This is a genomic window from Microbacterium sp. GXF7504, from assembly GCF_054798235.1.
Map to the genome: position 1 here is coordinate 106,094 of NZ_JBSJZI010000005.1, position 20,762 is coordinate 126,855.

Here is a 20,762-nt window from a genome sequence, read left to right on the forward strand (position 1 = left end):
GCCATGGACATCACGATTCACTCGAGCTTCCTGCCGCACACTGATCCGGACGCGTCGCTCGCCTTCTACCGCGACGTGCTCGGCTTCGAGGTGCGCCTGGACGTCGGCTACGCGGACCTGCGCTGGATCACGGTGGGTCCGGTCGGGCAGGACACCGCGATCGTGCTGCATCCGCCGTCCGCGACGCCGGGCCTCACGGACGCCGAGAAGGACACGCTCGCGGAGATCATCGCCAAGGGCGGGTACTTCGGCGTCAACCTCGCGGTCGACGACGTGGACGCCCTGTTCGCGCAGCTCGCCGAGCGCGGCGCCGACGTCGTGCAGGAACCCATCGACCAGGACTACGGCCTCCGGGACTGCGCGGTGCGCGACCCCGCCGGCAACCTCATCCGCATCCAGCAGCGCACCACGGAAGGATCCCCCGCATGACCCCCACGAAGGCGTCCGAGACGTTCACCGCCGAGGAGAAGGCCGCGATGAAGGAGGCCGCCGCCGAGGCACGCAAGGCCAAGGCCCGCGCCGGCAAGGCCGACAAGGCGGCCGCCGACGCGCAGGACGTGGCGGACAAGATCGCCGCGATGCCCGAACCCGACCGCACCCTCGCACAGCACGTGCACGACACGGTCATGGCGGCCGTGCCCGGGCTCGCGCCGCGCACCTGGTACGGCATGCCCGCGTACGCCAAGGACGGCAAGACGCTCGTGTTCTTCCAGGACGCGGCGAAGTTCAAGGCGCGTTACGCGACCCTCGGGTTCCAGGACGTCGCGGCCCTCGACGACGGGCCCATGTGGCCGACGTCGTTCGCGCTGGCGGACTGGAACGACGAGGTCGAGCGGACGGTCACCGAACTCGTGCGCCGGGCCGCGGGCTGAGGCGCGCCGCATCCAGCCGACGCATGAGAAGAAAATAACGGAAACATAACGCGCACCCCTTCCCTTCCGTTACCTCGTCGTTATACAGTGCAAGCACGGTAGTTGTTTTGCTGTGGCAGCTGCCGACATGTGATTGCAGGACACTCTTGGTGCAGGGTAAAAGGGCCGGTCGGAAGCCTCTCCGACCGGCCCTCACCATGTCCCCGCCCGCGACCGGCTGTGCAGAACTCAGGACATCTCGCGGCCCGCGACGACGGGGAGCGGGTGTCAGAGGCGCCGCGCGCAACCGTCCTGAGTTCTGCGCGGCGGGGTCAGCGGCGGTGGACGGGTTCCCCGCCGACGAGGACGAGGCGGATGTCGTCGATGCGCGCCTGCAGCACGATCGCGGTCGCCGGGTCCCGCCGCGGCTCCCAGTGCGACCCGGTCGCGTCCAGCAGCACGAGGTCCGCGGCCTTGCCGGGCTCGATCGACCCGATCCGCTCGGCGCGGCCGAGCGCACGCGCCCCGTCGATCGTCGCGTGCGCGAGCAGGTCCGCCGCGGCCGCCCGGCGCGGGCCGCTGCCGGCGGCGCGGTCGAACATGAGCGCGTGCCGCATCTCGGCGCCCATGTCGGCGGTGGCGTTCAGCGTCGCGTTGTCGAGCCCGAGTCCCACCGGCACGCCCGCGTCGACGAGCTCGCCGAGCGGGCTGCGGCCGCCGCCGCCGAGCATCGTCGAACTCGCGCAGTGCCCGGCGCCGGCACCGGATGCGGCGAGGATGCGGCGGTCCCCCGCATCCGTGTGGGTCAGGTGCGCGGCGAGCACGCCCTCGCGGAGCACCCCGAGGCGTGCCAGTCGCGGCACGGCCCGCTCCCCCGTGACGTCGACGGCGCCGGCCTCGGACGCGCACACGTGCGTCGTGACGCCGCAGCCGGCACCGTCGGCGAGCGCGACGAGCCCGCGCAGCAGGTCGTCGCTCGCCATCTCCGGCAGCTCGGTGCTCACCCACACCTCGACGCGCCCCCGGCCCAGGCGCAGCGCGTCGGCGGCGAACCCGAGCGCGTCGGGGGTGGGTGCGGTGAGCGCGTCGGCGCGGAACGGCGGCGGCGCGGCGGCGAGCATCGGCGCCCAGCCCTCGGGCAGCCGGTCCGACACCATCGGCGCGACGATCCATCGCAGCCCGCTCGCGTCGGCCGCCGCGACGGTCGCCTCGAGGCACGCCCGGGCGCGGTCGCTGCCCGCATCCCCCACGCCCCAGCAGTCGACCACGGTGGTCACCCCGGCGCGGGCGAGGTCGGCCGCGGTCAGCCGCACCGCCCGGGCGGCGTCGTCCGGACCGTAGGTGAGCACGGCGCCGTAGTACGTGCCGAACAGCCAGTCGAAGAACTCCTCCGCGTCGCCGCGGGCCGCGCGTGCGAGCGCGTCCATCGAGTGCTGGTGCACGCTCACGAACCCCGGATGCAGCACCCCGCCGGCCGCGTCGATGCGCTCGGCCGCGGCGGGCGCGGGCCCGGTGCCGACGGCGTCGATCAGGCCGTCCGTGATCGAGACCCAGCCGCGGACGACCGTACGGTCCGGGTCCATCGTGACGACCACCGCGTCGTCGATGACGAGGTCGGCCACGCTCACCCCTGCGGGAAGACGGGGATGCGGCCGAGGGCGACGAGCCGGTCCCGGTACGCGTCCAGCACGGCGGGCCACCCCTCGCCCTCGACGAGCAGCGCACCGATGCCCACGATCTCGGCGCCGGCCGACTCGAGCAGCGCGAGCGCGGCGCTCACGGACGAGCCGGTGGAGATGACGTCGTCGACGAAGAGCACCCGCTTGCCCTGCACGGCGTGCAGCCGCGCGCGGTCCAGGAGCAGCGCCGACGAGGTGGTGCTCGTGATGGCGTGCACCGGCGCCTCCAGCGCGTCACCGAGGTGCACCTTTCGGCTCTTCTGCAGGATGAGGTAGTCGTCCAGGCCGAGTGCACGGGTGACCGCCATCGCGATCGGGATGCCGAGGGTCGCGGGCGCGACGACGATGTCGGCGTCCGCGTCGGCGAAGCGCTCGGCGAGCTCGGCCCCCGCGGTGTCGACGAAGGACACCCCGTGGTCGATCACGATCATCAGCGCGATCGAGAGCTCGTCCGAGACGGGGACGATCGGGAGCGTGACCTGCTGGGTGCCCACCTGGGCGACGTACACGGAGTCCATGCCCGCGACGATAGGGAATCCGGATGACGCGCACGTTTCGCACACCGCGGCGGTGACCGCAGGTTTCGCCGGATTGGCGGCGAGGCGGGCTGCGGCCCTAGCTTCGTGCTGTGCGACCCGAGCCTGCCGCCGCGCCCACCTCCGGCGCCGATGACCTGCCCGCCTGCGTGTGGGCGCCGACCCTGCCGCCGCCGCCCGGCGAGCCGGCGGCACACCGGGTGCGGGTGACGTCGGCGGCGGGGGCGGCGGACCCGCTCGCCGTGGCGGCCTTCGCCGATCTGCTGGCGCACCTGCGGGCGCAGCAGGTCGTCCGTGCTCTGTCCGCCCGCACGAACCGGGTGCTCGCCGGCACCCGCGTGACCGTGCTGGGCGACGGCGTGCTCACGGATGCGGTCGCCGCCGTGCTCGAGCGGATGGGCGCCCGCGTCGGCGTCGCGACCGACACCCCGGCGGCCGCGCTGCGGCACCGGCTCCGCGGCCGTGCGGTGCAGCCGGTGGCCGAGGCCGCGACGGCCCCGGCCGAGCACGTCGTCGCGACCGGTGAGGGCCACGCGCCCTTCGACGCCGCGCGCCTCGCGGCGACGACGATCGACGCCTCGTACACCGGGACGGGCGTCGCACCCGCATCCGATGCCGCACCGGTCCGCGCCGGCGTCACCCGGACGGGGGCGGGGTGGATCGTGGCGGCGCCGCCGATCTGGCCCGACGATCCGGCGTCGGCCGCAGACCTGGAGCGGCGCGCGCTCGACGCGTTCCTGCTGCTGTCGCGGCTCGCCGCCGCATCCGCCGACGACCTCGACCGCCGGTTCGCGACGGAGGTGGACGCATGAGCAGCATCGCCGACCCGTCCCTGTGGCCCGAGGGCCGCGACCGGCTCGACTGGGCGCGGCGCTTCATGCCCGCGACCACCGCGCTCGCCGCCGAACTGCGGGCGTCGGGCGCCGTCCGGGGCGTCCGCATCGCCCTGTCCGACGTGCTCGAGCCGAAGACCGCGAACGTCGCACTGCTGCTCGCCGAGGCGGGGGCGGACGTCGCCGTCTCGTGCGTCGGCCGCGACACCGACGACGCGGTCGCCGCCGCGCTCGTGCACGCCGGCATCCCCGTATACGCGTTCCGCGCCGCGACCGACGCCGAGGACCGCGAGCACGTGCTCGCCGTCCTCGACCACCGGCCCGAGGTGATCATCGACGACGGCTCGTACACGATCCGGCTCGCGCACACCGCCCGCCCGGACGTGCTCGCCGGGTGCGTGGGCGCGACCGAGCAGACCACGAGCGGGGTGCGGCCGCTGCGTGAGATGGCGCGGCAGGGGGCCCTCCGCATCCCCGTGGTCGCGGCGAACGACGCCCGGACCAAATCGCTCTTCGACAACATGCACGGCACCGGGCAGGCCGTGGTGCTGGCGGTCGCCGATCTCCTCGGCGAGCCACTCCTCGGCCGTCGCGTCGTCGTCGCCGGCTACGGCCGGGTGGGCAGCGGCATCGCGCGGCACGCCGCGGCGCTCGGCGCGCACGTCACGGTGACCGACGTCGACCCGGTCGCCGCGCTGCAGGCCGTGTTCGCCGGGTTCGACGTCGTGCCCCTCGCCGACGCCGCCCGCACGGCCGACGTGCTCATCTCGGCGACCGGCATCGCCGGCACCGTGGGCGCCGCGCACCTCGAGCTGCTGCCGGAGGGCGCGGCGGTCGCGGTCGGCGGCGGCGTCGACCAGGAGATCGCGCTCGAGGATGCGGTCGCCGCGGGCGCAGCGGAGGTCGCGCGGGACGGCGCGGTGGCGACGTGGCGGATGCCGGGCGGGCGCACGATCCGCGTCCTCGACGACGGCAACTGCATCAACGTCAGCGCGGCCGAGGGCAACCCGATCGAGATCATGGACCTGTCCTTCGGCGTGCAGCTCGCCGCCGTCGACCACCTGCTCGCGCACCGCGGCGACCTCGCCCCCGGCGTGCACCTGCTCCCGCGGGAGGCCGACGACCGGGTCGCGCGGCACGCGCTCGCCTCGTTCGGCGGCGCGGTGGACACCCCGTCCGCGCAGCAGCTGGCGTTCCTGGCGTCGTGGCGACCGCGCGGCGAGGAGGGCGGGGCGTGACCGTCGAGCTGCACCGCGCCCCGGTCGTGCTGCCGGTCGACCGGCCCCCGATCGTGGACGGCGCGGTCGCCGTGCGGGCGGGCCGCATCCGCGCCGTCGGCCCGCACGACACGGTCGCCGCGCTCCACCCGGACGCGGTCCGGCACGAGTGGGACGGCGCACTCCTGCCGGGGCTGGTGAACGCGCACACGCACCTGCAGTACACCTCGATGGCCGCGGTCGGGCGGGCGGAGCACGACGGGTTCGAGACCTGGATGCACGCGTTCCAGGAGCTGTACGAGCAGCCGCACGACTGGCAGGGCTCGGCCGCCGCGGGGGCCGCGCTGTCCCTGCGCGGCGGGGTGAGCGCGGTCGCCGAGATCGTCACCGACCCAGACGCGGGCTCGGCCGTGCACGACGCGGGCCTCCACGGCGTCGTGTACTGGGAGGTCATGGGCTGGACCGACGCGGCGTGGGCCGACGGGGGCCGGGAGGCGGTGCTCGCACAGCTGCGCCGCATCCCCTCGCCGCCCGTGGTGGGCATCTCCCCGCACGCGGTGTACTCGCTCGACACCGGCGTGCTCCGCGACCTCGCCGGGCTCGCCGCCGAGCTCGGCATCCGGCAGCACATCCACGCCGCCGAGTCCGCCTGGGAGGACGCGTACGTCCGCACCGGCACGGGCGAGCTCGCCGACACCTGGCGGACGCTCGAGCAGCGCGCCGACTTCCGGCTCCTGCAGGACGACGGCTGCGGCCGGAGCGTCATCGGGTACCTCGACGACCTCGGCTCGCTCTCGCCCGCGACGCACCTCGCACACGGGATCTACGTGGATGCGGACGACCGCCGCATCCTCCGCGAGCGCGGCGTCGCGGTGGCGCTCTGCCCCCGCTCGAACGCGGTCATCGGGCTCGAGGCGCCCCCGGTCGCCGACTACCTGCGCGAGGGGAACGTCATCGCCGTCGGCACCGACTCCCTCTCGTCGTCGCCGTCGCTCAGCCCGCTGGAGGACGTCGCGGAGCTGCACCGGCTGGCGCGCGCGCAGGGGTACCGTGACGCCGACCTGCACGAACGGCTGCTGACGGCGGTCACGCGGGGCGGTGCGATCGCACTCGGACTCGACGACGCCGGCACGCTCACCGCCGGCCGTCGAGCGGACCTCGCGGTGTTCCCGGTCGCCTCGACCGCGCCGGCGGACGCGCTCGCCGAGCTCGTCGAGACCGGCCCGGCCGAGGCCGGCGCGACCGTGGTCGCCGGCCGCATCCGCTGGCGCGGCCCGACGCGCTGAGCGCCCCGGACCGGGTCAGGCGCCGGCCGGACGGCCGTTCGCCCAGCCCGCGGGGCCCACGCGGGTGGGGCCGTCGAGCGACCGACGGGCGTCGCCGTGCGCGAGCGCGTGCACGAACCGGCGCCGGAACTGCGTGAGGTCGAACGAGGTCACCGCACGGGTGGACGGTCCCGCCGGGGTGCCGAACACGAGCGGCAGGCCGTCGGAGGTGAGCGCCACGCGGGTCGCGAGGGACCCGGCCGTGGGGGTGAAGTCCACGGGCCCCTCGAGCCAGCCGGTGACGATCTCGGGCCGGTGCAGCACGACCGAGGCGAGGCCGTCGTGCGCCGCCGAGATCCGCCGCCCCCACTTGTACTGGTAGAACTCGTTGTAGGCGTCGAGCACGTCCGCCGCGAACTGCGCCCACGGTGTGCCGACGGCGCTCAGCACCGCGTGCACCTGCTCGTCGAGCAGCGCGTGCGAGGTGACGTTGACGCCGACCATGACCACGTTGCCGTTGTTGCGCGCGCCGAAGACGCGCTCGGCCGCGAGCCGGTCGTTGTGGGTGTTCGCGTCCGTGACCGCCGGGAACCCCGCCTCCGGGTAGGGGCCGGCGCCGCCCATGATCACCACGGAGCGGAACTTCAGGAACAGGTCGGGGTCGAGCTCGAGCGCGAGCGCGATGTTCGTCAGCGGGCCGAGCGGGTGCAGGTCGACCCGGCCGGGGTACGTGTTGGCGATGCGCACCAGGTACTCGGCCGCCGGCTCGTCCTGCAGCCGCGCCTCGGCCCGGTCGAACCGGTCGCCGAGGCCGTCCTTCCCGTGCACGAAGTCGGCGATGTTCGCCTCGCCCTGCAGGGGACCCGCGACGCCCGGGTGCACCGGGATGTCCTCACGGCCGGCGATGCGCAGCACGGTCGCGACGTTGCGCGCGGAGTCCGCGACCGGCGTGTTGCCGTAGATCGTGGTGATCCCCAGGATCTCCACGTCCGGCTGCGCGAGCAGGTACAGCAGCGAGTGGGCGTCGTCGAGTCCGGTGTCGGTGTCGACCACCACCCACTGCGCGTCGGGGTTCGGGGCGGCTGCGGTCGAGGCCATGGGGCTCCTTCTGATCGGGCGGAAGCGCCTCCAGCCTGGCGTGGCGGAGCCGCACGACCCCGCCCGTGTTACAGAACGTTTCAGTCTGTTTCCAGCCTTGTCACATTGATTGTCTCCGGATGCCGCACCCGGACAGACTCGACCCGGCGGAATCCGCCGCACCTTTCACCCGAAGACCGGGACGCCCAGCCCGGAAGAGAACGGACCCTCACATGGCATCCTCCGCGAAGCGCGCGCTGCGCGTCGTCGTCCCCGCACTCGGCACCGTCGCCGCGTTGTCCCTCACCGCCTGCGCCGGCGGTTCCGGCTCGTCCTCGAGCGCGGACGGCTTCGACGGCGTCGAGCTGACCGTGTGGAACAACATCGACTTCGACCCGTACCAGACGCTGCAGAAGGAGTACTTCGAGGAGTGCGCCGCGGAGCTCGGCATCACCGTCGACGTGCAGACCATCACGGGCGAGTACACCTCCAAGCTGCTGCAGGCCGCGAGCTCCGGGTCGCTCCCCGACATCGCGCTGCTGAGCACCGACACGCAGGTCGGCCTCCTCGCCGAGCAGGGCGTGCTCGCCGACCTCGGAGCGCTGGGCGTGTCGACCGAGGGCATCAGCGACACCGTCGTCGGCCTCGGCGAGTTCGACGGCACCCTGTACGGCCTGCCGGTGCAGGTCGAGAACTACGTGCTCTTCTACGACACCGCCGCGTTCGCCGCCGCGGGCATCGACACCCCGCCTGCCACCTTCGCCGAGCTCGTCGAGGACGCGAAGGCCATCGCCGCGGCCACCGGGCAGTACGGCATCGCGCTGCCGGGCGTCGGCGGCGACGGCTCCACCGCCCAGTACTTCCTGCCGTTCCTCCTGTCGGCGGGCGGCGACCCGGCAGACCCGACCAGCCAGGGCGCCGTCGACGCGGTCACGCTGTACCAGCAGCTGGTCGCCGACGGGGGCCTGTCCAAGGAGTTCGTGAACTGGGGCTGGGACGTCACCGACCAGTGGCTCGGGCAGAAGGCCGCGATCCAGGTCTCGGGCCCCTGGAACCTCGTCGACACCAGCATCCCGTTCGAGTACGGCACCGCCTCGATCCCGGTGCTGGACGCCGGTGACGAGGGCCGCATCGGCCTGCTCGGGTACGCCTACGGCGTCTCGGCGGCCGGTGACGCCGCGCACCAGGAGGCCGCGGCGGCGCTCATCGCCTGCCGCGCGTCCGAGGAGAACCAGCTCGACACCGCCGTGCAGGGCGGCTACATCCCGGCGCTGACCGCCGCGCAGGAGGCGTTCGTCGCCGAGGTGCCCGCCGCGGCGTCCTTCGTCGACGCGGTCGAGAACGGCTACAACGCCGCGCAGCTCGGCACCGAGTGGAACACGCTGCAGCAGGTCTACATCGACGCCATCCAGGATGCCGCGGTCAACGGCACCGACCCGGCCGAGGCCCTCGAGAAGGCCGCACAGGCGCAGGGATGACCTCGCCCGCCGTGGCGACGAACCGGCCGGGGGAGCACTCCCCCGGCCGGTTCCGGCTGTCCCTCGTCCAGCGCCGCAGCATCGAGCTGTGGTGCTTCCTCATTCCCGCGATGGTGTTCTTCGCGGTCTTCTTCCTGTTCCCGCTCGGATACGGCGTGTTCATGAGCACGACCGACTTCACGACCGGGACGTTCTTCACCGGCAAGGCGCCGTTCGTCGGGTTCGAGAACTTCGCCACCGTCCTCCGGTCGCCGCTGCTCGGCACGGCGGTGTTCAACACGATCGTGATCACGGTCGTGTCCGTGACCGCCGAACTCGTGCTGGGCCTCGCGCTGGCGCTGCTGTTCAACCGGGTCTTCCCCGGCAGCCGCTGGCTGCCGCTGCTCATCCTCATCCCGTGGCTGCTCCCCTCGGTCGTCGTCGCGACGATCTGGAAGTGGGTGCTCTCCGGCGACGGCGCGTTCAACCAGGTGCTGGGGACGCTAGGTCTGCCCACCAACGCGTGGCTCGCCGACCCCTCCACCGCCCTCGGCTTCCTCATCGTCGTCGCGATCTGGGCGAGCCTGCCCTACTGGTCGACGATCCTCAGCGCCGCGCTCAAGCAGGTGCCGGGCGAGCAGCTCGAGGCCGCCCAGCTCGACGGCGCCGGCGCCTGGCAGCGCCTGGTGCACATCGTCGTCCCCACGATCTGGCCGGTGATCTCGGTGCTCGTCGTGATGAGCGTGGTCTACTCGCTGCTCATCGTCGACCTCGTCCTCGTGCTCACCTCGGGCGGCCCCGCGAACTCCACCGTGACCCTGGGCCTGCTCAGCTACCGGGCCGCGTTCGACGTCTTCAAGTTCGGGCAGGCGGGCGCCTACGGCATGCTGCTGCTCGTCATCAGCCTCGTCTTCGCGGGGCTGTACACCTGGCTGTCGGCCCGCCGCGAACGGGCGGAGCGATGAGCCCCCGGCGGCGCCCCCGCGGCTGGGGCTGGACCGTGCTCACGGTCGCGATCCTCGCCCTCTACCTGTTCCCCGTGCTCCTCATGGTCTCGGCGTCGTTCCAGCCCGAGGCGAGCTCGGCCGACATGGCCTGGATCCCGACCTCGCCGAGCCTCGGCGGCTACGCCGACGTGTTCGCCAGCGGCGGGCTGGAGCGGTTGCGGGTCAGCCTCGTGGTCGCGCTCGGCTCGGTCGCGGTCACGCTCCTGGTCGCGACGCCCGCGGCGTACGCGCTCAGCCGGCTGCGTTCCAAGGCGGTGTCGGTCTCGCTCGTGCTGCTGCTGCTCGCGCAGATGATCCCGAGCATCGTGCTGGCGAACTCGTTCTACGCGATGTTCAACACGTGGGGGGTCCTCAACACCTACGTCGGCCTGATTTTCGCGAACGCGACCGCCGGCATCCCCTTCGGCGTCATCCTGATGCGCTCGTTCATGCTGCGCCTGGACCACGAGGTGGTCGAGGCGGCCACGATCGACGGCCTCGGGCCGCTGGGGAGCTTCCTGCGCATCGTCGTCCCGCTCTCGCGCAACGCGATCATCACGGCGGCGGTGTTCACGTTCCTGTTCGCGTGGGGCGACCTGCTGTTCGGGCTGACCCTCGTCACGCGCAGCGACATGTACCCGGTGACGGTGTTCATCTACTCGCTGACCAACTCGCAGTTCAACACGTGGGCGTCGGTCATGGCGGCGTCGCTCATCGCCAGCCTCCCCGCGCTCGTGGTGATCTTCGCGGCGCAGCGCTACGTGAAGGCGGGGCTGGCGGCCGGCGGCTCGCGCTGACGCTCCTCCTCAGCGGCGGAGGAGCGACAGGCGGCTGAGGGTGCGCGCGAGGTCGCGCGGTGGCACGGGCGCCTCCCGCATCCGCTCCGGGGGCCCGTCCGCGTGCACCTCGAGGGCGGTGTCGCGGTCGTGCAGCACGTCGACGAGCACCGTGAAGCGGTGCAGCGGCTCGCGGCGCACGGTCGCCGGGTCGGGCATGCCGACGACCGTGATGCGGTCGAACCGGTCGGCGAGCCACAGGTACTGGTGCGCGCCGACCGCGGCCTCGCACAGCTGCGCGAACGTGAACTGCGCGCTGCGTCCGTCGACCGCGACGGCAGCCAGGGCCACCCCGTCGGGGTCGAGCGCGACCGGGGTCGTCGCCGGCACGGCTGCGGATGCGGTCGACCAGCTCCCGGCGGCGAAGCCCGCACCCGCCGGCGCGGCGGTCGTGCGGTGGTCGTGCCCGTCGCCGAGCGGCACGACCTCGAGGTCGCGCTCGATCATCGCGATCGCCGGCAGGAACCGGTGGTGGTGCAGCGGGTCGGGGAAGAGGTCGGCGGGCGCGTAGTTCGAGGTGGCGATGAGCAGCACCCCGCGCTCGCGGAACCGCCGGAGCACGGCCGTGAGGTAGACCGCGTCGGCCACGTCGTGCACGTGGAACTCGTCGAACAGCACCGCGCGCGCCGGCCCGATCAGGGTGTCGATCGCCGCGACCAGACCCGCGCCGGTGCCGAACAGTTCCCGCTGCAGCGCCCGGAAGAACCCGTGGAAGTGGAACCGGCGCACGGCCGCGGGTGCCAGGGCCGCGAGGTACGCCTCGGCGATGACGGTCTTGCCGCGCCCCACCGGCCCCCACAGGTAGAACCCGTGCCGGGCGGGCCCCGCCAGCCGCGCGACGGCGGCGTCCTGCGCCGGGTCCGGGTGCAGGCCGAGCCGACGGATGCGGTCGGTGAACCGGGCGCCCGCCCCGACGGTGAGCGGATGCGGCGGGTCGGGCAGCGTCGGCTCGGCCGTCGTCACGACCTCACCGCTCCCCGTGCGCGCGGCGGACCCGCCACGATTCGAGCAGCAGGCCGGTGAGTCCCACGACCCACAGCACCGCGAGCGACGCGAACGCCCACCGCAGTTCGCCACGGGTGTAGGCGGCCGGGTCGGCGCCCTGCAGGTCGAGCACGAGCCCGATGAGGTACACGGCGATGAGCGCGGCGATGAAGCCGCCCATGTTCACGATGCCGGTGGCCGTCGAGAGCCGCCGGACCGGGTTGTAGCGCCGGGTGATGTCGAACGCGATCATGCTCGCCGCAGCGCCGCTGGAGAGCGTGACCATCCACACCACCAGCAGCCAGTACGGGGCGCGGCCGGGGGTGAGGAGCACCGCGGTCAGCGCGCCGGCCTGCGCGAGCACCGACCCGACCGCGATGCCCGCCCGCCAGGACGGGTGCGCGCCGGAGAGCATGCCCATGACGGGGGCCAGCACGAACCCGCTCACCACGAGCACGGAGATCATGAGCCCCGCCTCACCGGTCGTCATCCCCTCGCCGTGCACGAGGTAGGGTACGCCCCAGAGGAGCGCGAACGCGGTGCACGCGAACGGCGTGACGAAGTGCACCCAGAAGCCGAGCCGGGTGCCGGGTTCGCGCAGCGCCTCGCCCAGGAGGGCGAGCTGCCGGGTGCCCCCGTCCGCGGGCGCCGCGGGCACGATCGCGACGCGCTCACGGGTGACGACGGCGTTGAGCACCGCGAACACGACGAAGACGCCCCCGAGGCCCGCGAACGCGGCCTGCCAGGACACCCCGTGCACGACGCCGGCGAGCACCGTGACGCTGAGGATCTGCCCGAACTGGCCGACCTGCGAGCTGATCTGCTGCAGGAACGGCACGCGTCGCACCGGGAACCAGAGGGTGAGCAGACGCAGGACGCTCGGGAAGATCATGGCGTCGCCCGCCCCGGTGAGCACGCGGGCGAGGATGGCGGAGGCGGCGTCGGGCGCGAACGCGAGCCAGACCGATCCGCCCGCCATCATCAGCATCCCGCCGGAGAGGACGATCCTCGACCCGAACCGGTCGAGCAGGAGCCCCGCCGGGATCTGCATGCCGCCGTAGACCGCGAGCTGCAGGGTGGCGAACAGGGCGAGGGTCGACGAGTCCGCGTCGAACCGGACCGCGACGTCGGTGCCCACCCCGGCCAGCGAACTGCGGCCGATGATCGCGGCGAGGTAGGTGAGCGAGCCGAGCACCCACATGACCCACGGGAACCCGCCGCGGGCACGGGACGGGACGACCGGGATGGACCCGGTGGAGGCGGCGAAGTCCGTCATGCGGAGCCACCTCCGGGCACGCCGGTGCCGGAGGGGTTCGCGGGGGGATGCATCGCCTCGATGCTACCCCCGCAGCCGCGGCCGACCTCCGGGGTCAGACCCCGCCGCCGCCACCGCCGCCGCCACCACCGCCGGCGGATCCGCCGCCGCTCGACCCGCCGGAGGTGCTCGAGGACGACGCGGCGCTCGCGGAGAGCGTGCTGATCCCGGACGAGAAGGATGCGGCGGAGAACGCCCCGGCGCCGTACCACCACACCGGGGCCACGCTCGCCTCGTCGTAGAGCACGGCGAGCCGCTTCGCCCATTCCTTCTCCTGCCCGAAGACGACCGCGTAGGGCAGCAGCGGCTCGTAGATGCGCAGCAGCTGCCGGGCGTCGCCGGTGTCGATCCGTTCCGCGCCGCTCGGCGACTGCAGCATCCGGATGCGGTCGGCCTCCGCCCACTCGATGAAGACCTTGAGGCCCGCGAGGTGGTCGCGCAGTTCCGCGCCGAGCGCCGACCGCGGCCGGTGGGCGAGCACGAAGAAGACGGCGATGAACGCGAGCGCGGCGAGGATCACGAGCAGCACGGCCGGGAGCCCGTCGGCGCCGGAACCGAGTGCGAGCACGCCGCCGAGCACGGCGATCGCCGCCCCCGCCCCGACGACGGCGCCGGGGAGCAGCCGGGCCCGGGCGGGCACCGGCCGGTACAGGCCGCGACCGGTGAGCACCTTCCCGGCGTCGGCGAGGATCGACTGGCTCACCGAGGCGAACGCGGTGTCGTTCCCGGCGAACACGTATTCCGCGCCGGGGCGCGCGTCGTCGCCGAACAGGCCCTGCAGCAGCATCCGGCCGTCCTCGTCGGCGAGGGTCGGGTCGACGAGGACCGCGCGGAGCGTGGCCTTGCCGAACCACCCGCGTCCGGTCTCCTCGAGGCGGATGCTGCCGACGACGGCCTGTTCCAGCACCTCGGCCGGGATGGCCTTGTCCGTGCGCCCGAGGAACACCGCGCTCTCCAGCGCGTCGAGCGGCGGCGGGTCGTACTCGGCGATGATCGTGGGACGGCCCGGTGCGTCACGGAGCGTGGTGCGGCGCACCACCACCGCCCACACGAAGCCGCCGACGACGACGAGGATGCCGCCGAGCTGCAGCCACGACCAGCCGGACGCGAGATACCGGCTGTCGAACGGGGTGAAGGTGCCGGGTTCGAACCCGACGGCGATCGTCATGGTGCGGTACGGCGCCAGGCCTTCGGTGGATGCGGTGACGGTGCCGCCGTCGACCGTGACGGCGCACGGGTCGGTCGCCCCGGCGGCCCCGACGTAGCACGCCGCCTGCCCGGTGAGCGCGGCCGCGAGGTCGGCGTCGAGCCGCAGGGTCGCGCTGACCCGCCCGAACGGCTGCGCCCAGTCGAGGCCGTTGACGTCCCAGTAGAACTCGTCCGCGTCGGTGTCGGCGAACGACCAGGTGACGTTCTCGAGGTCGTACGTGAACACGTAGGTCTGGGTGCCGTGCACGTAGTCGTCCGCGCGGGAGGTCATGGCGTACACGCCGTCGTCGGACTCCGTCTCGGCGTCGCGTGGCGTCCCGTCCGCATCGGTGATCGAGACGAGCTCGGGGAACAGCGGCTGCCCGTTGTACGTGTCTGGGAGCAGGCGCCGCATCCCCCGGTTCTGGTCGTAGTCCGGGAACTCCGCGACGAAGGTCTCGGTGACGCGCATGCGGCTCGTGCCGTCCTCGGCGCGGGTGAGGTCGTAGACCACGTCGAGGCTGCGGAACGAGAAGTCGTCGAGGTCGGTCGAGACGAAATCCGCCGTGCCCTCGCCCTCGCCGTCCTCGTCGCCGCTGCACGCGGCGAGGGCCAGCGCGGCGGTCAGGATCGTCAGGGTCGCCAGGGCGCGTCGCCACTTCCGTCGCATGCCGCCAGGCTATGGGATGCCGCCGCGTACGCTAAGTGCCATGACGGACCGCCGCCTCGCCATCGACGCCTGGGAGAGCCTGTTCCGCGCCCAGCACGAGATCCTGGCGCGCATCAGCGAGGACTTCGACCACGCGTCGCTGTCGCAGGCGGAGTACGACGTGCTCCTGACCGTGACGCGGGCGCCCGGGATGACCGCCCGGCTGCGCGACGTCACCCGCAACATGCTCATCAGCCAGCCGAGCGTCTCCCGCCTCATCGACCGCATGGTCGCCCGCGGCCACGTCGTGAAATGCGCCGACCCCGACGACGGACGCGGTGCGCTCGTGCGCGCGACCGAGGAGGGCGCGAGGGCGTTCCGTGCGGTGGCGGTCGCGCACGGCCGCAGCATCGTGGAGCGGATGTCGACCCTCTCGGACGACGAGCTGCGCACCCTCCTCGACCTCACCACCCGGCTCCGGCCGCCCTGCGACGGCGCATGAGCGGCGCCGCAGCGGGCCTGTTCTCGGTGTGGGCGCACTACGACGACGACCTCATCTTCGGCTGCCCGACGATCGACCGCGCGGTCGTCGCGGGCGCGCCGGTGACCGCACTGTTCCTCACGGCGGGCGACGCCGGACGGGACGCCGCCTACGTCGAGGCGCGCGAGGAGGGGCTCCGGGCGGCCTACGCGCGCATGCACGGTGCCCCGCTGGCATGGCGCGACACGGCGCTCGAGCTCGCCGGGGTGCGCGCGACGGGGTGGACCGCCCAGGAGGCGCCGATCCGGTTGCTGTCGCTGCGGCTGCCGGACGGTCGTCCGAACGGCTCGGGGTTCGCGGCGACCGGCAACCTGAGTCTCCGGCGGCTGCTGGAGGGCGACATCGCCGCGATCGAGTCCCTCGAGCAGGATGCGGCGCTGACCGCCGACGACCTGGAACGAGTCCTCGCGGCGGCCGTGCTCGCGCATCCGGGGGCGGGGCTCCTCGCCCATGCACCACGGGTCGGCGGGACCCTGACCGAGCGCGACCACTCCGACCACTGGGCGACCGGGGCGTTCCTGCAGCGCGCGCTCGTGCGGGCAGGGCTCCGACCGGACGCCGTGTCGTGGCGGATCGGGTACCCGTCCGCATCGCTCCCCGAGGTGCTGCACGGCGCGGAGCTGGCACGGAAGGTGGAGGTCTTCCGCGCCTACGCGGCTCACGACCCGGTGGTGGCGAGGCCCGATCCCTCGGACACGCTCGAGCTCCCCGGGTTCGGTGCCTGGCTGCGCCGCGAGTACGCACTCGTGGACGGTACCGCGGTCCCGCTCGGCTGAGCCCCGTCCCGCGCCGCCGCACGTCCCAGTGCCCCCGCGACGACTGCGGCGAGCCGCGCCATGACGGTCTCGGGCGCGTAGTCCGCCGCGCGCGCCACCGCCCGCGCGCTGAGGCGCGCCCGCAGTGCGGGGTCGCCGAGCACCGTGATGAGCGCGTCGGCGAGGGCGTCGAGGTCGCCGTCGGGGACGAGGATCCCGGCGCCGTCGCCGAGCAGCTCGCGCGGTCCGTAGGGCACGTCGTAACTCACGACCGGGTTGCCGCAGGCCATCGCCTCGAGCACCGCCAGCCCCTGTCCTTCGAACGCGCTCGTCTGCACGACGACCGCGCCGTTCCGGCAGACGTCGAGGTCGTCGACGTGGCCGAAGAGCGTGACGCTTCCGGCGAGGCCGTGCGCGAAGATCATCTGCTCGAGCTCCGCGCGCGAGGGGCCCTCCCCGTACACGTCCAGGCGGGCGTGCGGCACCGCCCGGAGCACCCGGTACCAGACGCGCAGGGCGTGATCGAACCGCTTGCCCGGGGCGAGGCGCCCGACGGCGACGACCCGCCCCGGCTGAGCCTCGACGACGGCCGGGGCGGGCACCGGGAGCGCGTTGGGCACGACGGCGTGCACGGGGTTCTCCCCGTGCTCGGCCACGACGTCGTCGTACTGCTGCCGGGTCGGCCAGAGCACGGCGTCGAAGGCGTCGACGAGTGCGAACCATCGCCGCCACAGCTGGGCGTGTTCGCCGTCCGCGCCGCGGTGCGAGGTGTGCACGGTGTGGACGAGGCACACGCCGGGGGGACGCCACCCGGCCAGAAGCTCGCCGAGCTGCCGCGACTCGCACACCACGACCACCGGCCGGTCGGGCGAGGCCGCACGCTCGGCGGCCACGACGCGGTCGAGCCACGCGCAGTACAGCCCGCCGAACCCCGGCAGGACGCGGGTGCCCGAGGGCCTCCGGACGACGACGGCGGCGTCGGTGAGGTGCCAGTCCGGTGCGGCGATGACCGGGAGCGAGAGCACCGTGCCGTCGCCGAGCGGGATGTCGCGGTAGACGACGCCGGGCGTCGCCCCGCCGGGCGTCGCCGCATCCCACGCCCAGGCGGAGTCCGCGTGGGCCTCGTCGAAGAGGTTCCGGAAGACCTCGGCGGATGCGGCGAGGCCTCGTGCCACGAACGACGCCCGATGGGCGGCGTGCTCCTCCGGGGTGCCGGGGTCGACGGTGAGGATGGTCGGCCCCCGGCCGTCGCCCGCACCCGTCTCGGCCATGTGCCGCGCCCTGGCCAGCACGGCGACCTTGAAGCCGCCGTCGACACGCGGGTACAACCGCGACGCGAGCAGCAGATAGCTCGCCGTCGGCCACGTCGTCATGGCGGAACTCCCCCCGAGATCCGTGCCGCGGCGCGGTTCGGGTCGCGTCTCGGCAGGCTCAGGGTAGCGCACGGGAGCGCCGCGCGACGGCGCGTGGCGCGTGGCGCCCGGACATGAGGAGGGCCCCGCGGCGTGCGCGGGGCCCTCCTCATGGGGTGATCAGGAGGCGTTCGCCTCGGTGATCTCCATCGTGGGCGTGTCGGTCTCGGTCACGACCTGCACCTTGCGGGGCTTGGCCTGCTCGCTCACCGGGATGGTGACCGTCAGGACGCCGTTGCGGTAGGTCGCGGCGATCCGCTCGGTGTCGAGCCCCTGCCCGAGGCTGAGCTGGCGCAGGAACGTGCCGGCGGTGCGCTCACGGGTGATCCACGAGACGCCGTCGCCTGCGTGGAGCGTGCGCTCGGCACGGATGGTGAGCAGCTGCCCGTCGACGTCGACGTCGACCGAACCGGGGTCGATGCCGGGAAGGTCCGCACTCAGGACGTAGTGGTCGCCGTCGCGGTAGAGGTCCATCGGCATCTGCCGGGGACCGCGGCGCGCGCCGTCGAAGAAGGTGTTCGCGAATCGCTCCAGGTCGCGGAGCGGGTCGTAGGTGGCCATACTCGTCTCCTCTCGAAGCGGGATCGGACTGCATCCGATCGATCCGTCAGAGTTGAGTCACATCGACTCAACCAGTTCGAGATTAGCACTCTCCACCCGAGAGTGCCAAGCGTTCACCACCGGTTGTGCACGTCCTCGGCGAAGCCGACGAGACCCTCGAACCGGATGTCCGCCTCCTCCGTCCGGAACGTGCCCGACCACTGCCCGAAGCACTGGAGCGTGCGGGAGGAGAGCACGCCGAGGTTCGTGGCGGACCGCTTCGGGAAGAAGGGCTCGAGGGCGGCGTCGAGGCCGCCGCCGGTCACCCGCCAGGGCCGGCGCCGGTCCTCCAGGTCGTAGTCCCAGCGCAGCTCGTCGTGGATCTTGTGCAGCGTGCCGTCGACGACGACGCCGTTCTCGGTGACGCCGGCGCCGTCCGTCCACTGCCCGCCGACCTGCAGTCCGATCGTGCGACCGCCGCTGACACCGGACCCGGCGCCCCAGTTCCAGGAGACGTCGTACGGCCACCGGCCGCGGCCGTGGTCGAGCACCGCCCACGAGGCGCCCGCCGGCACGTCGTGGGTCTCGCCGTCCACGGTCACGGTCCCGGATGCCGGGAGCGCCACGTCCTTGACGGTGTACTGGAACCGGGCGGGCGGCCCGAACGGCACCACGACGGCCAGCAGCTCGTGCCCTTCAGGCCGTCGCACCGTGACGTCGAACGACGCCCCGGGGATCTGTGCGCGCAGCCGGGTCGCCCCGGCATCCGTGTCCACGTCGATGCGGAGCCCCTTCGCGCGCGCCCGCGCCGGGCCCGCCCCGAGCGAGGCGGGCAGCGCCACGCCGCGGGCGGGGATGAGGGTGGCACCGAGCGTGCGGACCGTCTCGGTGCGGCGGTCGAGCACCCACACGTCGTGCACGGCCGCATAGTCGATCGAGGAGACGGTCAGCGACAGGATGTGCGTCGGGGTGATGACGTTCCAGTACTCCCACCGCTTGTTGCGCCCGCGACCTCGCCACCCGCGGCCGACGCCGGCGGTGTCCACGAGATGGGTGCGGGCCCAGCCCACGGCGGCGGGGTTCAGCACCCCTCCGGGCGCGGTGAGGGGGACGGGTTCGGTCAGTTCGCGCTCACGGGCGGGCATGGCATCCTCGTCGATCGGCCACGGTCGGGACGGCTCGATCCTAGGGGCCCGCGAGCGGCCGAGCGGCCCGGGACCCGGAACGCAGGAAGGCCCCCGCCGAAGCGGGGGCCTTCCGATACTGTCTCAACACAGTGCGCGCCTGAAGGGACTCGAACCCCTAACCTTCTGGTCTGTAGCCGACGAGCTCGCGTTCTGGGAACTGGTCGACCGGATCGAGGTGTCGGCATGAAGAACCCATACGCACCTGGTGACCGTGTCCGAATCGGCCAGGGCCGCGCCGTCTGGCGGGTAATGCACACCGGCACGAACGAAGCCGGGCGAGTGCTCGTGCAGGCAGAGGAGTCGCGGCGGATGAAGACGGCCGATCCGGCGACGTTCCGCGCGTGCTGAGAATCGTGGAATGGAACACTTGGGGGTGTGGGTCCAGCCGATCCACGATTTCATCACAGCACAGACCGCCGCGGGCATAGCTCGCACCTCTACCTACACCCGGAGGCAGCACCTCCAGCACCTCGCGGCGCGCGTGTTCTGCGGCCCGTGGGAGGTCACTGGGGATGACCTCGCCGGGTTCATGGCGCAGCAGAATTGGGCGCGCGAGACGCGCCGCGGGCGGCTGACCACGTTCCGGGCGTTCTACTTATGGGCGGTCGAGACCGGCCGTGTCGACATTGACCCGACGGCGACGATCGCGAAGGTGAGACCGGGCGACCCGAACCCGCGGCCCGTGCCCGACCGGGTCTACCTGGAGGCGCTGATACGGGCGGATGCCGACGAGCGGCTGTGGATCGACCTTGCGGCCGAGCACGGCCTCCGACGGGCTGAGATAGCGTGCATCCACTCACGCGACATCGTCGAGACGCTGCTCGGTCACGACCTCATCGTCCACGGCAAGGGCGGCAAGCTCCGCGAGGTGCCACTCACGCGCTCGATGGCGCTCGCGCTCCTCGCCCGCGGGCCGGGCTACCTGTTCCCAGGTGACGATGCCGGCCACGTCTCGCCGCGGTGGCTCGGGAAGCGGGTCGGCCGGCTCCTCGAAGGCGACTGGACCATCCACAAGCTGAGGCACCGCGCCGCGACCCGGTTCTGGATCGAGTCCAATGGCGACCCGTACGTCGTCGCCGACCTGATGGGCTGGGCGTCCCTGCAGATGGTGCGTACGTACGTCAAGCTGCCGGACGCGCGGAAGCGTGCCATCGTGGAGGCGGCCAGCCGGTCGGGCGCTAGCCTTCTCGCATGAGTCGCACGATGTGGTGGGTGGCCGGCGGCCTCGCGGCGCTCCTGGTGGCCGTGGTCGTGCTGGTCTCGGTGCTCCTGGTGACGCTGCAGCGTCAGGCGTATCAGGAGCGGTGGGAGGCGTGCGTCGAGCGGCTCGGGATTGCCGACGCGCCGACGGACGATGTCGACAAGGCGGCTGAGTACCTTGTCGACATCGCCCGGCGGTGCGAGGCGATGCTGAACTGATTTCAGGGATCAGGGCAGTCGCACCGTAGAATTGC

At 73.2% G+C, this 20,762-nt stretch carries 21 protein-coding genes; 12 read left to right on the forward strand and 9 right to left on the reverse strand.

The window, feature by feature from the left end:
* The first annotated feature begins 3 nt into the window (after positions 1–3).
* The gene (locus tag ACWAUO_RS12925) at positions 4–429 is read left to right on the forward strand and encodes a VOC family protein (RefSeq protein WP_460775963.1); all 426 of its coding nucleotides are present in this window, start codon (positions 4–6) and stop codon (positions 427–429) included.
* A complete protein-coding gene (locus ACWAUO_RS12930; RefSeq protein ID WP_460775965.1) occupies positions 426–872 on the forward strand; it encodes an iron chaperone in 447 nt (148 codons plus the stop codon). Before ACWAUO_RS12925 ends, ACWAUO_RS12930 begins: the two co-directional genes overlap by 4 nt.
* Positions 873–1,183: 311 nt before the next feature.
* Here ACWAUO_RS12930 and ACWAUO_RS12935 read toward each other — a convergent pair whose 3' ends face one another.
* Positions 1,184–2,473: an amidohydrolase family protein gene (locus ACWAUO_RS12935; protein WP_460775967.1), complete on the reverse strand. Its 1,290-nt coding sequence runs from the start codon at positions 2,471–2,473 to the stop codon at positions 1,184–1,186.
* 2 nt (positions 2,474–2,475) lie between these two features.
* Positions 2,476–3,048 (reverse strand): phosphoribosyltransferase family protein, encoded by a 573-nt coding sequence (locus ACWAUO_RS12940; protein ID WP_460775968.1) that lies wholly within the window; start codon positions 3,046–3,048, stop codon positions 2,476–2,478.
* Positions 3,049–3,158: 110 nt separating this feature from the next.
* Between ACWAUO_RS12940 and ACWAUO_RS12945 the strand changes: the two genes are divergently transcribed.
* Genes ACWAUO_RS12945 through ACWAUO_RS12955 form a run of 3 tightly spaced genes read left to right on the forward strand, consistent with a single transcriptional unit; the run spans position 3,159 to position 6,402 of the window.
* On the forward strand, positions 3,159–3,878 hold the full coding sequence (locus ACWAUO_RS12945) for a Rossmann-fold NAD(P)-binding domain-containing protein (RefSeq protein WP_460775970.1): 720 nt from the start codon (positions 3,159–3,161) through the stop codon (positions 3,876–3,878).
* Positions 3,875–5,137, forward strand: coding sequence for an adenosylhomocysteinase (locus ACWAUO_RS12950; protein ID WP_460775971.1), 1,263 nt, complete (start codon positions 3,875–3,877; stop codon positions 5,135–5,137). Before ACWAUO_RS12945 ends, ACWAUO_RS12950 begins: the two co-directional genes overlap by 4 nt.
* Positions 5,134–6,402 (forward strand): amidohydrolase family protein, encoded by a 1,269-nt coding sequence (locus ACWAUO_RS12955; protein WP_460775973.1) that lies wholly within the window; start codon positions 5,134–5,136, stop codon positions 6,400–6,402. Before ACWAUO_RS12950 ends, ACWAUO_RS12955 begins: the two co-directional genes overlap by 4 nt.
* 15 nt (positions 6,403–6,417) lie before the next feature.
* On the opposite strand, the gene ACWAUO_RS12960 is transcribed toward ACWAUO_RS12955, so the two are convergent.
* Positions 6,418–7,479, reverse strand: coding sequence for a nucleoside hydrolase (locus ACWAUO_RS12960; RefSeq protein ID WP_460775974.1), 1,062 nt, complete (start codon positions 7,477–7,479; stop codon positions 6,418–6,420).
* 212 nt (positions 7,480–7,691) lie between these two features.
* On the opposite strand from ACWAUO_RS12960, the gene ACWAUO_RS12965 reads away from it, so the two are divergent.
* Genes ACWAUO_RS12965 through ACWAUO_RS12975 form a run of 3 tightly spaced genes read left to right on the forward strand, consistent with a single transcriptional unit; the run spans position 7,692 to position 10,698 of the window.
* Positions 7,692–8,936: a sugar ABC transporter substrate-binding protein gene (locus ACWAUO_RS12965; RefSeq protein WP_460775976.1), complete on the forward strand. Its 1,245-nt coding sequence runs from the start codon at positions 7,692–7,694 to the stop codon at positions 8,934–8,936.
* On the forward strand, positions 8,933–9,880 hold the full coding sequence (locus tag ACWAUO_RS12970) for a carbohydrate ABC transporter permease (protein ID WP_460775978.1): 948 nt from the start codon (positions 8,933–8,935) through the stop codon (positions 9,878–9,880). Before ACWAUO_RS12965 ends, ACWAUO_RS12970 begins: the two co-directional genes overlap by 4 nt.
* Entirely contained in the window at positions 9,877–10,698 is an 822-nt protein-coding gene (locus ACWAUO_RS12975; protein ID WP_460775979.1) for a carbohydrate ABC transporter permease, read from the forward strand. Before ACWAUO_RS12970 ends, ACWAUO_RS12975 begins: the two co-directional genes overlap by 4 nt.
* 9 nt (positions 10,699–10,707) lie before the next feature.
* On the opposite strand, the gene zapE is transcribed toward ACWAUO_RS12975, so the two are convergent.
* From zapE to ACWAUO_RS12990, 3 genes are all read right to left on the reverse strand, one after another.
* Positions 10,708–11,700 (reverse strand): cell division protein ZapE, encoded by a 993-nt coding sequence (gene zapE, locus ACWAUO_RS12980; protein ID WP_460775981.1) that lies wholly within the window; start codon positions 11,698–11,700, stop codon positions 10,708–10,710.
* Positions 11,701–11,704: 4 nt separating this feature from the next.
* On the reverse strand, positions 11,705–12,997 hold the full coding sequence (locus tag ACWAUO_RS12985) for an MFS transporter (protein ID WP_460775982.1): 1,293 nt from the start codon (positions 12,995–12,997) through the stop codon (positions 11,705–11,707).
* Between the two features lie 94 nt (positions 12,998–13,091).
* A complete protein-coding gene (locus ACWAUO_RS12990) occupies positions 13,092–14,894 on the reverse strand; it encodes a DUF2207 domain-containing protein (protein WP_460775984.1) in 1,803 nt (600 codons plus the stop codon).
* 40 nt (positions 14,895–14,934) lie between these two features.
* On the opposite strand from ACWAUO_RS12990, the gene ACWAUO_RS12995 reads away from it, so the two are divergent.
* Positions 14,935–15,375: a MarR family winged helix-turn-helix transcriptional regulator gene (locus ACWAUO_RS12995; RefSeq protein ID WP_460775985.1), complete on the forward strand. Its 441-nt coding sequence runs from the start codon at positions 14,935–14,937 to the stop codon at positions 15,373–15,375.
* A complete protein-coding gene (locus ACWAUO_RS13000; RefSeq protein ID WP_460775987.1) occupies positions 15,372–16,190 on the forward strand; it encodes a PIG-L family deacetylase in 819 nt (272 codons plus the stop codon). The genes ACWAUO_RS12995 and ACWAUO_RS13000 overlap by 4 nt, the downstream gene beginning before the upstream one ends.
* On the opposite strand, the gene ACWAUO_RS13005 is transcribed toward ACWAUO_RS13000, so the two are convergent.
* The 3 genes from ACWAUO_RS13005 to ACWAUO_RS13015 form a co-directional block, all read right to left on the reverse strand.
* Positions 16,073–17,542, reverse strand: coding sequence for a glycosyltransferase (locus ACWAUO_RS13005; RefSeq protein ID WP_460775988.1), 1,470 nt, complete (start codon positions 17,540–17,542; stop codon positions 16,073–16,075). The two genes, ACWAUO_RS13000 and ACWAUO_RS13005, sit on opposite strands and share 118 nt — an antisense overlap.
* Before the next feature lie 159 nt (positions 17,543–17,701).
* Complete coding sequence (locus tag ACWAUO_RS13010; protein ID WP_460775989.1) at positions 17,702–18,142, reverse strand: Hsp20/alpha crystallin family protein; 441 nt, start codon at positions 18,140–18,142, stop codon at positions 17,702–17,704.
* A 113-nt stretch (positions 18,143–18,255) separates the two neighbouring features.
* Complete coding sequence (locus ACWAUO_RS13015; protein ID WP_460775991.1) at positions 18,256–19,266, reverse strand: DUF2804 domain-containing protein; 1,011 nt, start codon at positions 19,264–19,266, stop codon at positions 18,256–18,258.
* A 571-nt stretch (positions 19,267–19,837) separates the two neighbouring features.
* Here ACWAUO_RS13015 and ACWAUO_RS13020 point away from each other — a divergent pair.
* Positions 19,838–20,503 (forward strand): tyrosine-type recombinase/integrase, encoded by a 666-nt coding sequence (locus ACWAUO_RS13020; protein ID WP_460775993.1) that lies wholly within the window; start codon positions 19,838–19,840, stop codon positions 20,501–20,503.
* Positions 20,500–20,727, forward strand: coding sequence for a hypothetical protein (locus ACWAUO_RS13025; RefSeq protein WP_460775995.1), 228 nt, complete (start codon positions 20,500–20,502; stop codon positions 20,725–20,727). Before ACWAUO_RS13020 ends, ACWAUO_RS13025 begins: the two co-directional genes overlap by 4 nt.
* The last annotated feature ends 35 nt before the right edge of the window (positions 20,728–20,762 follow it).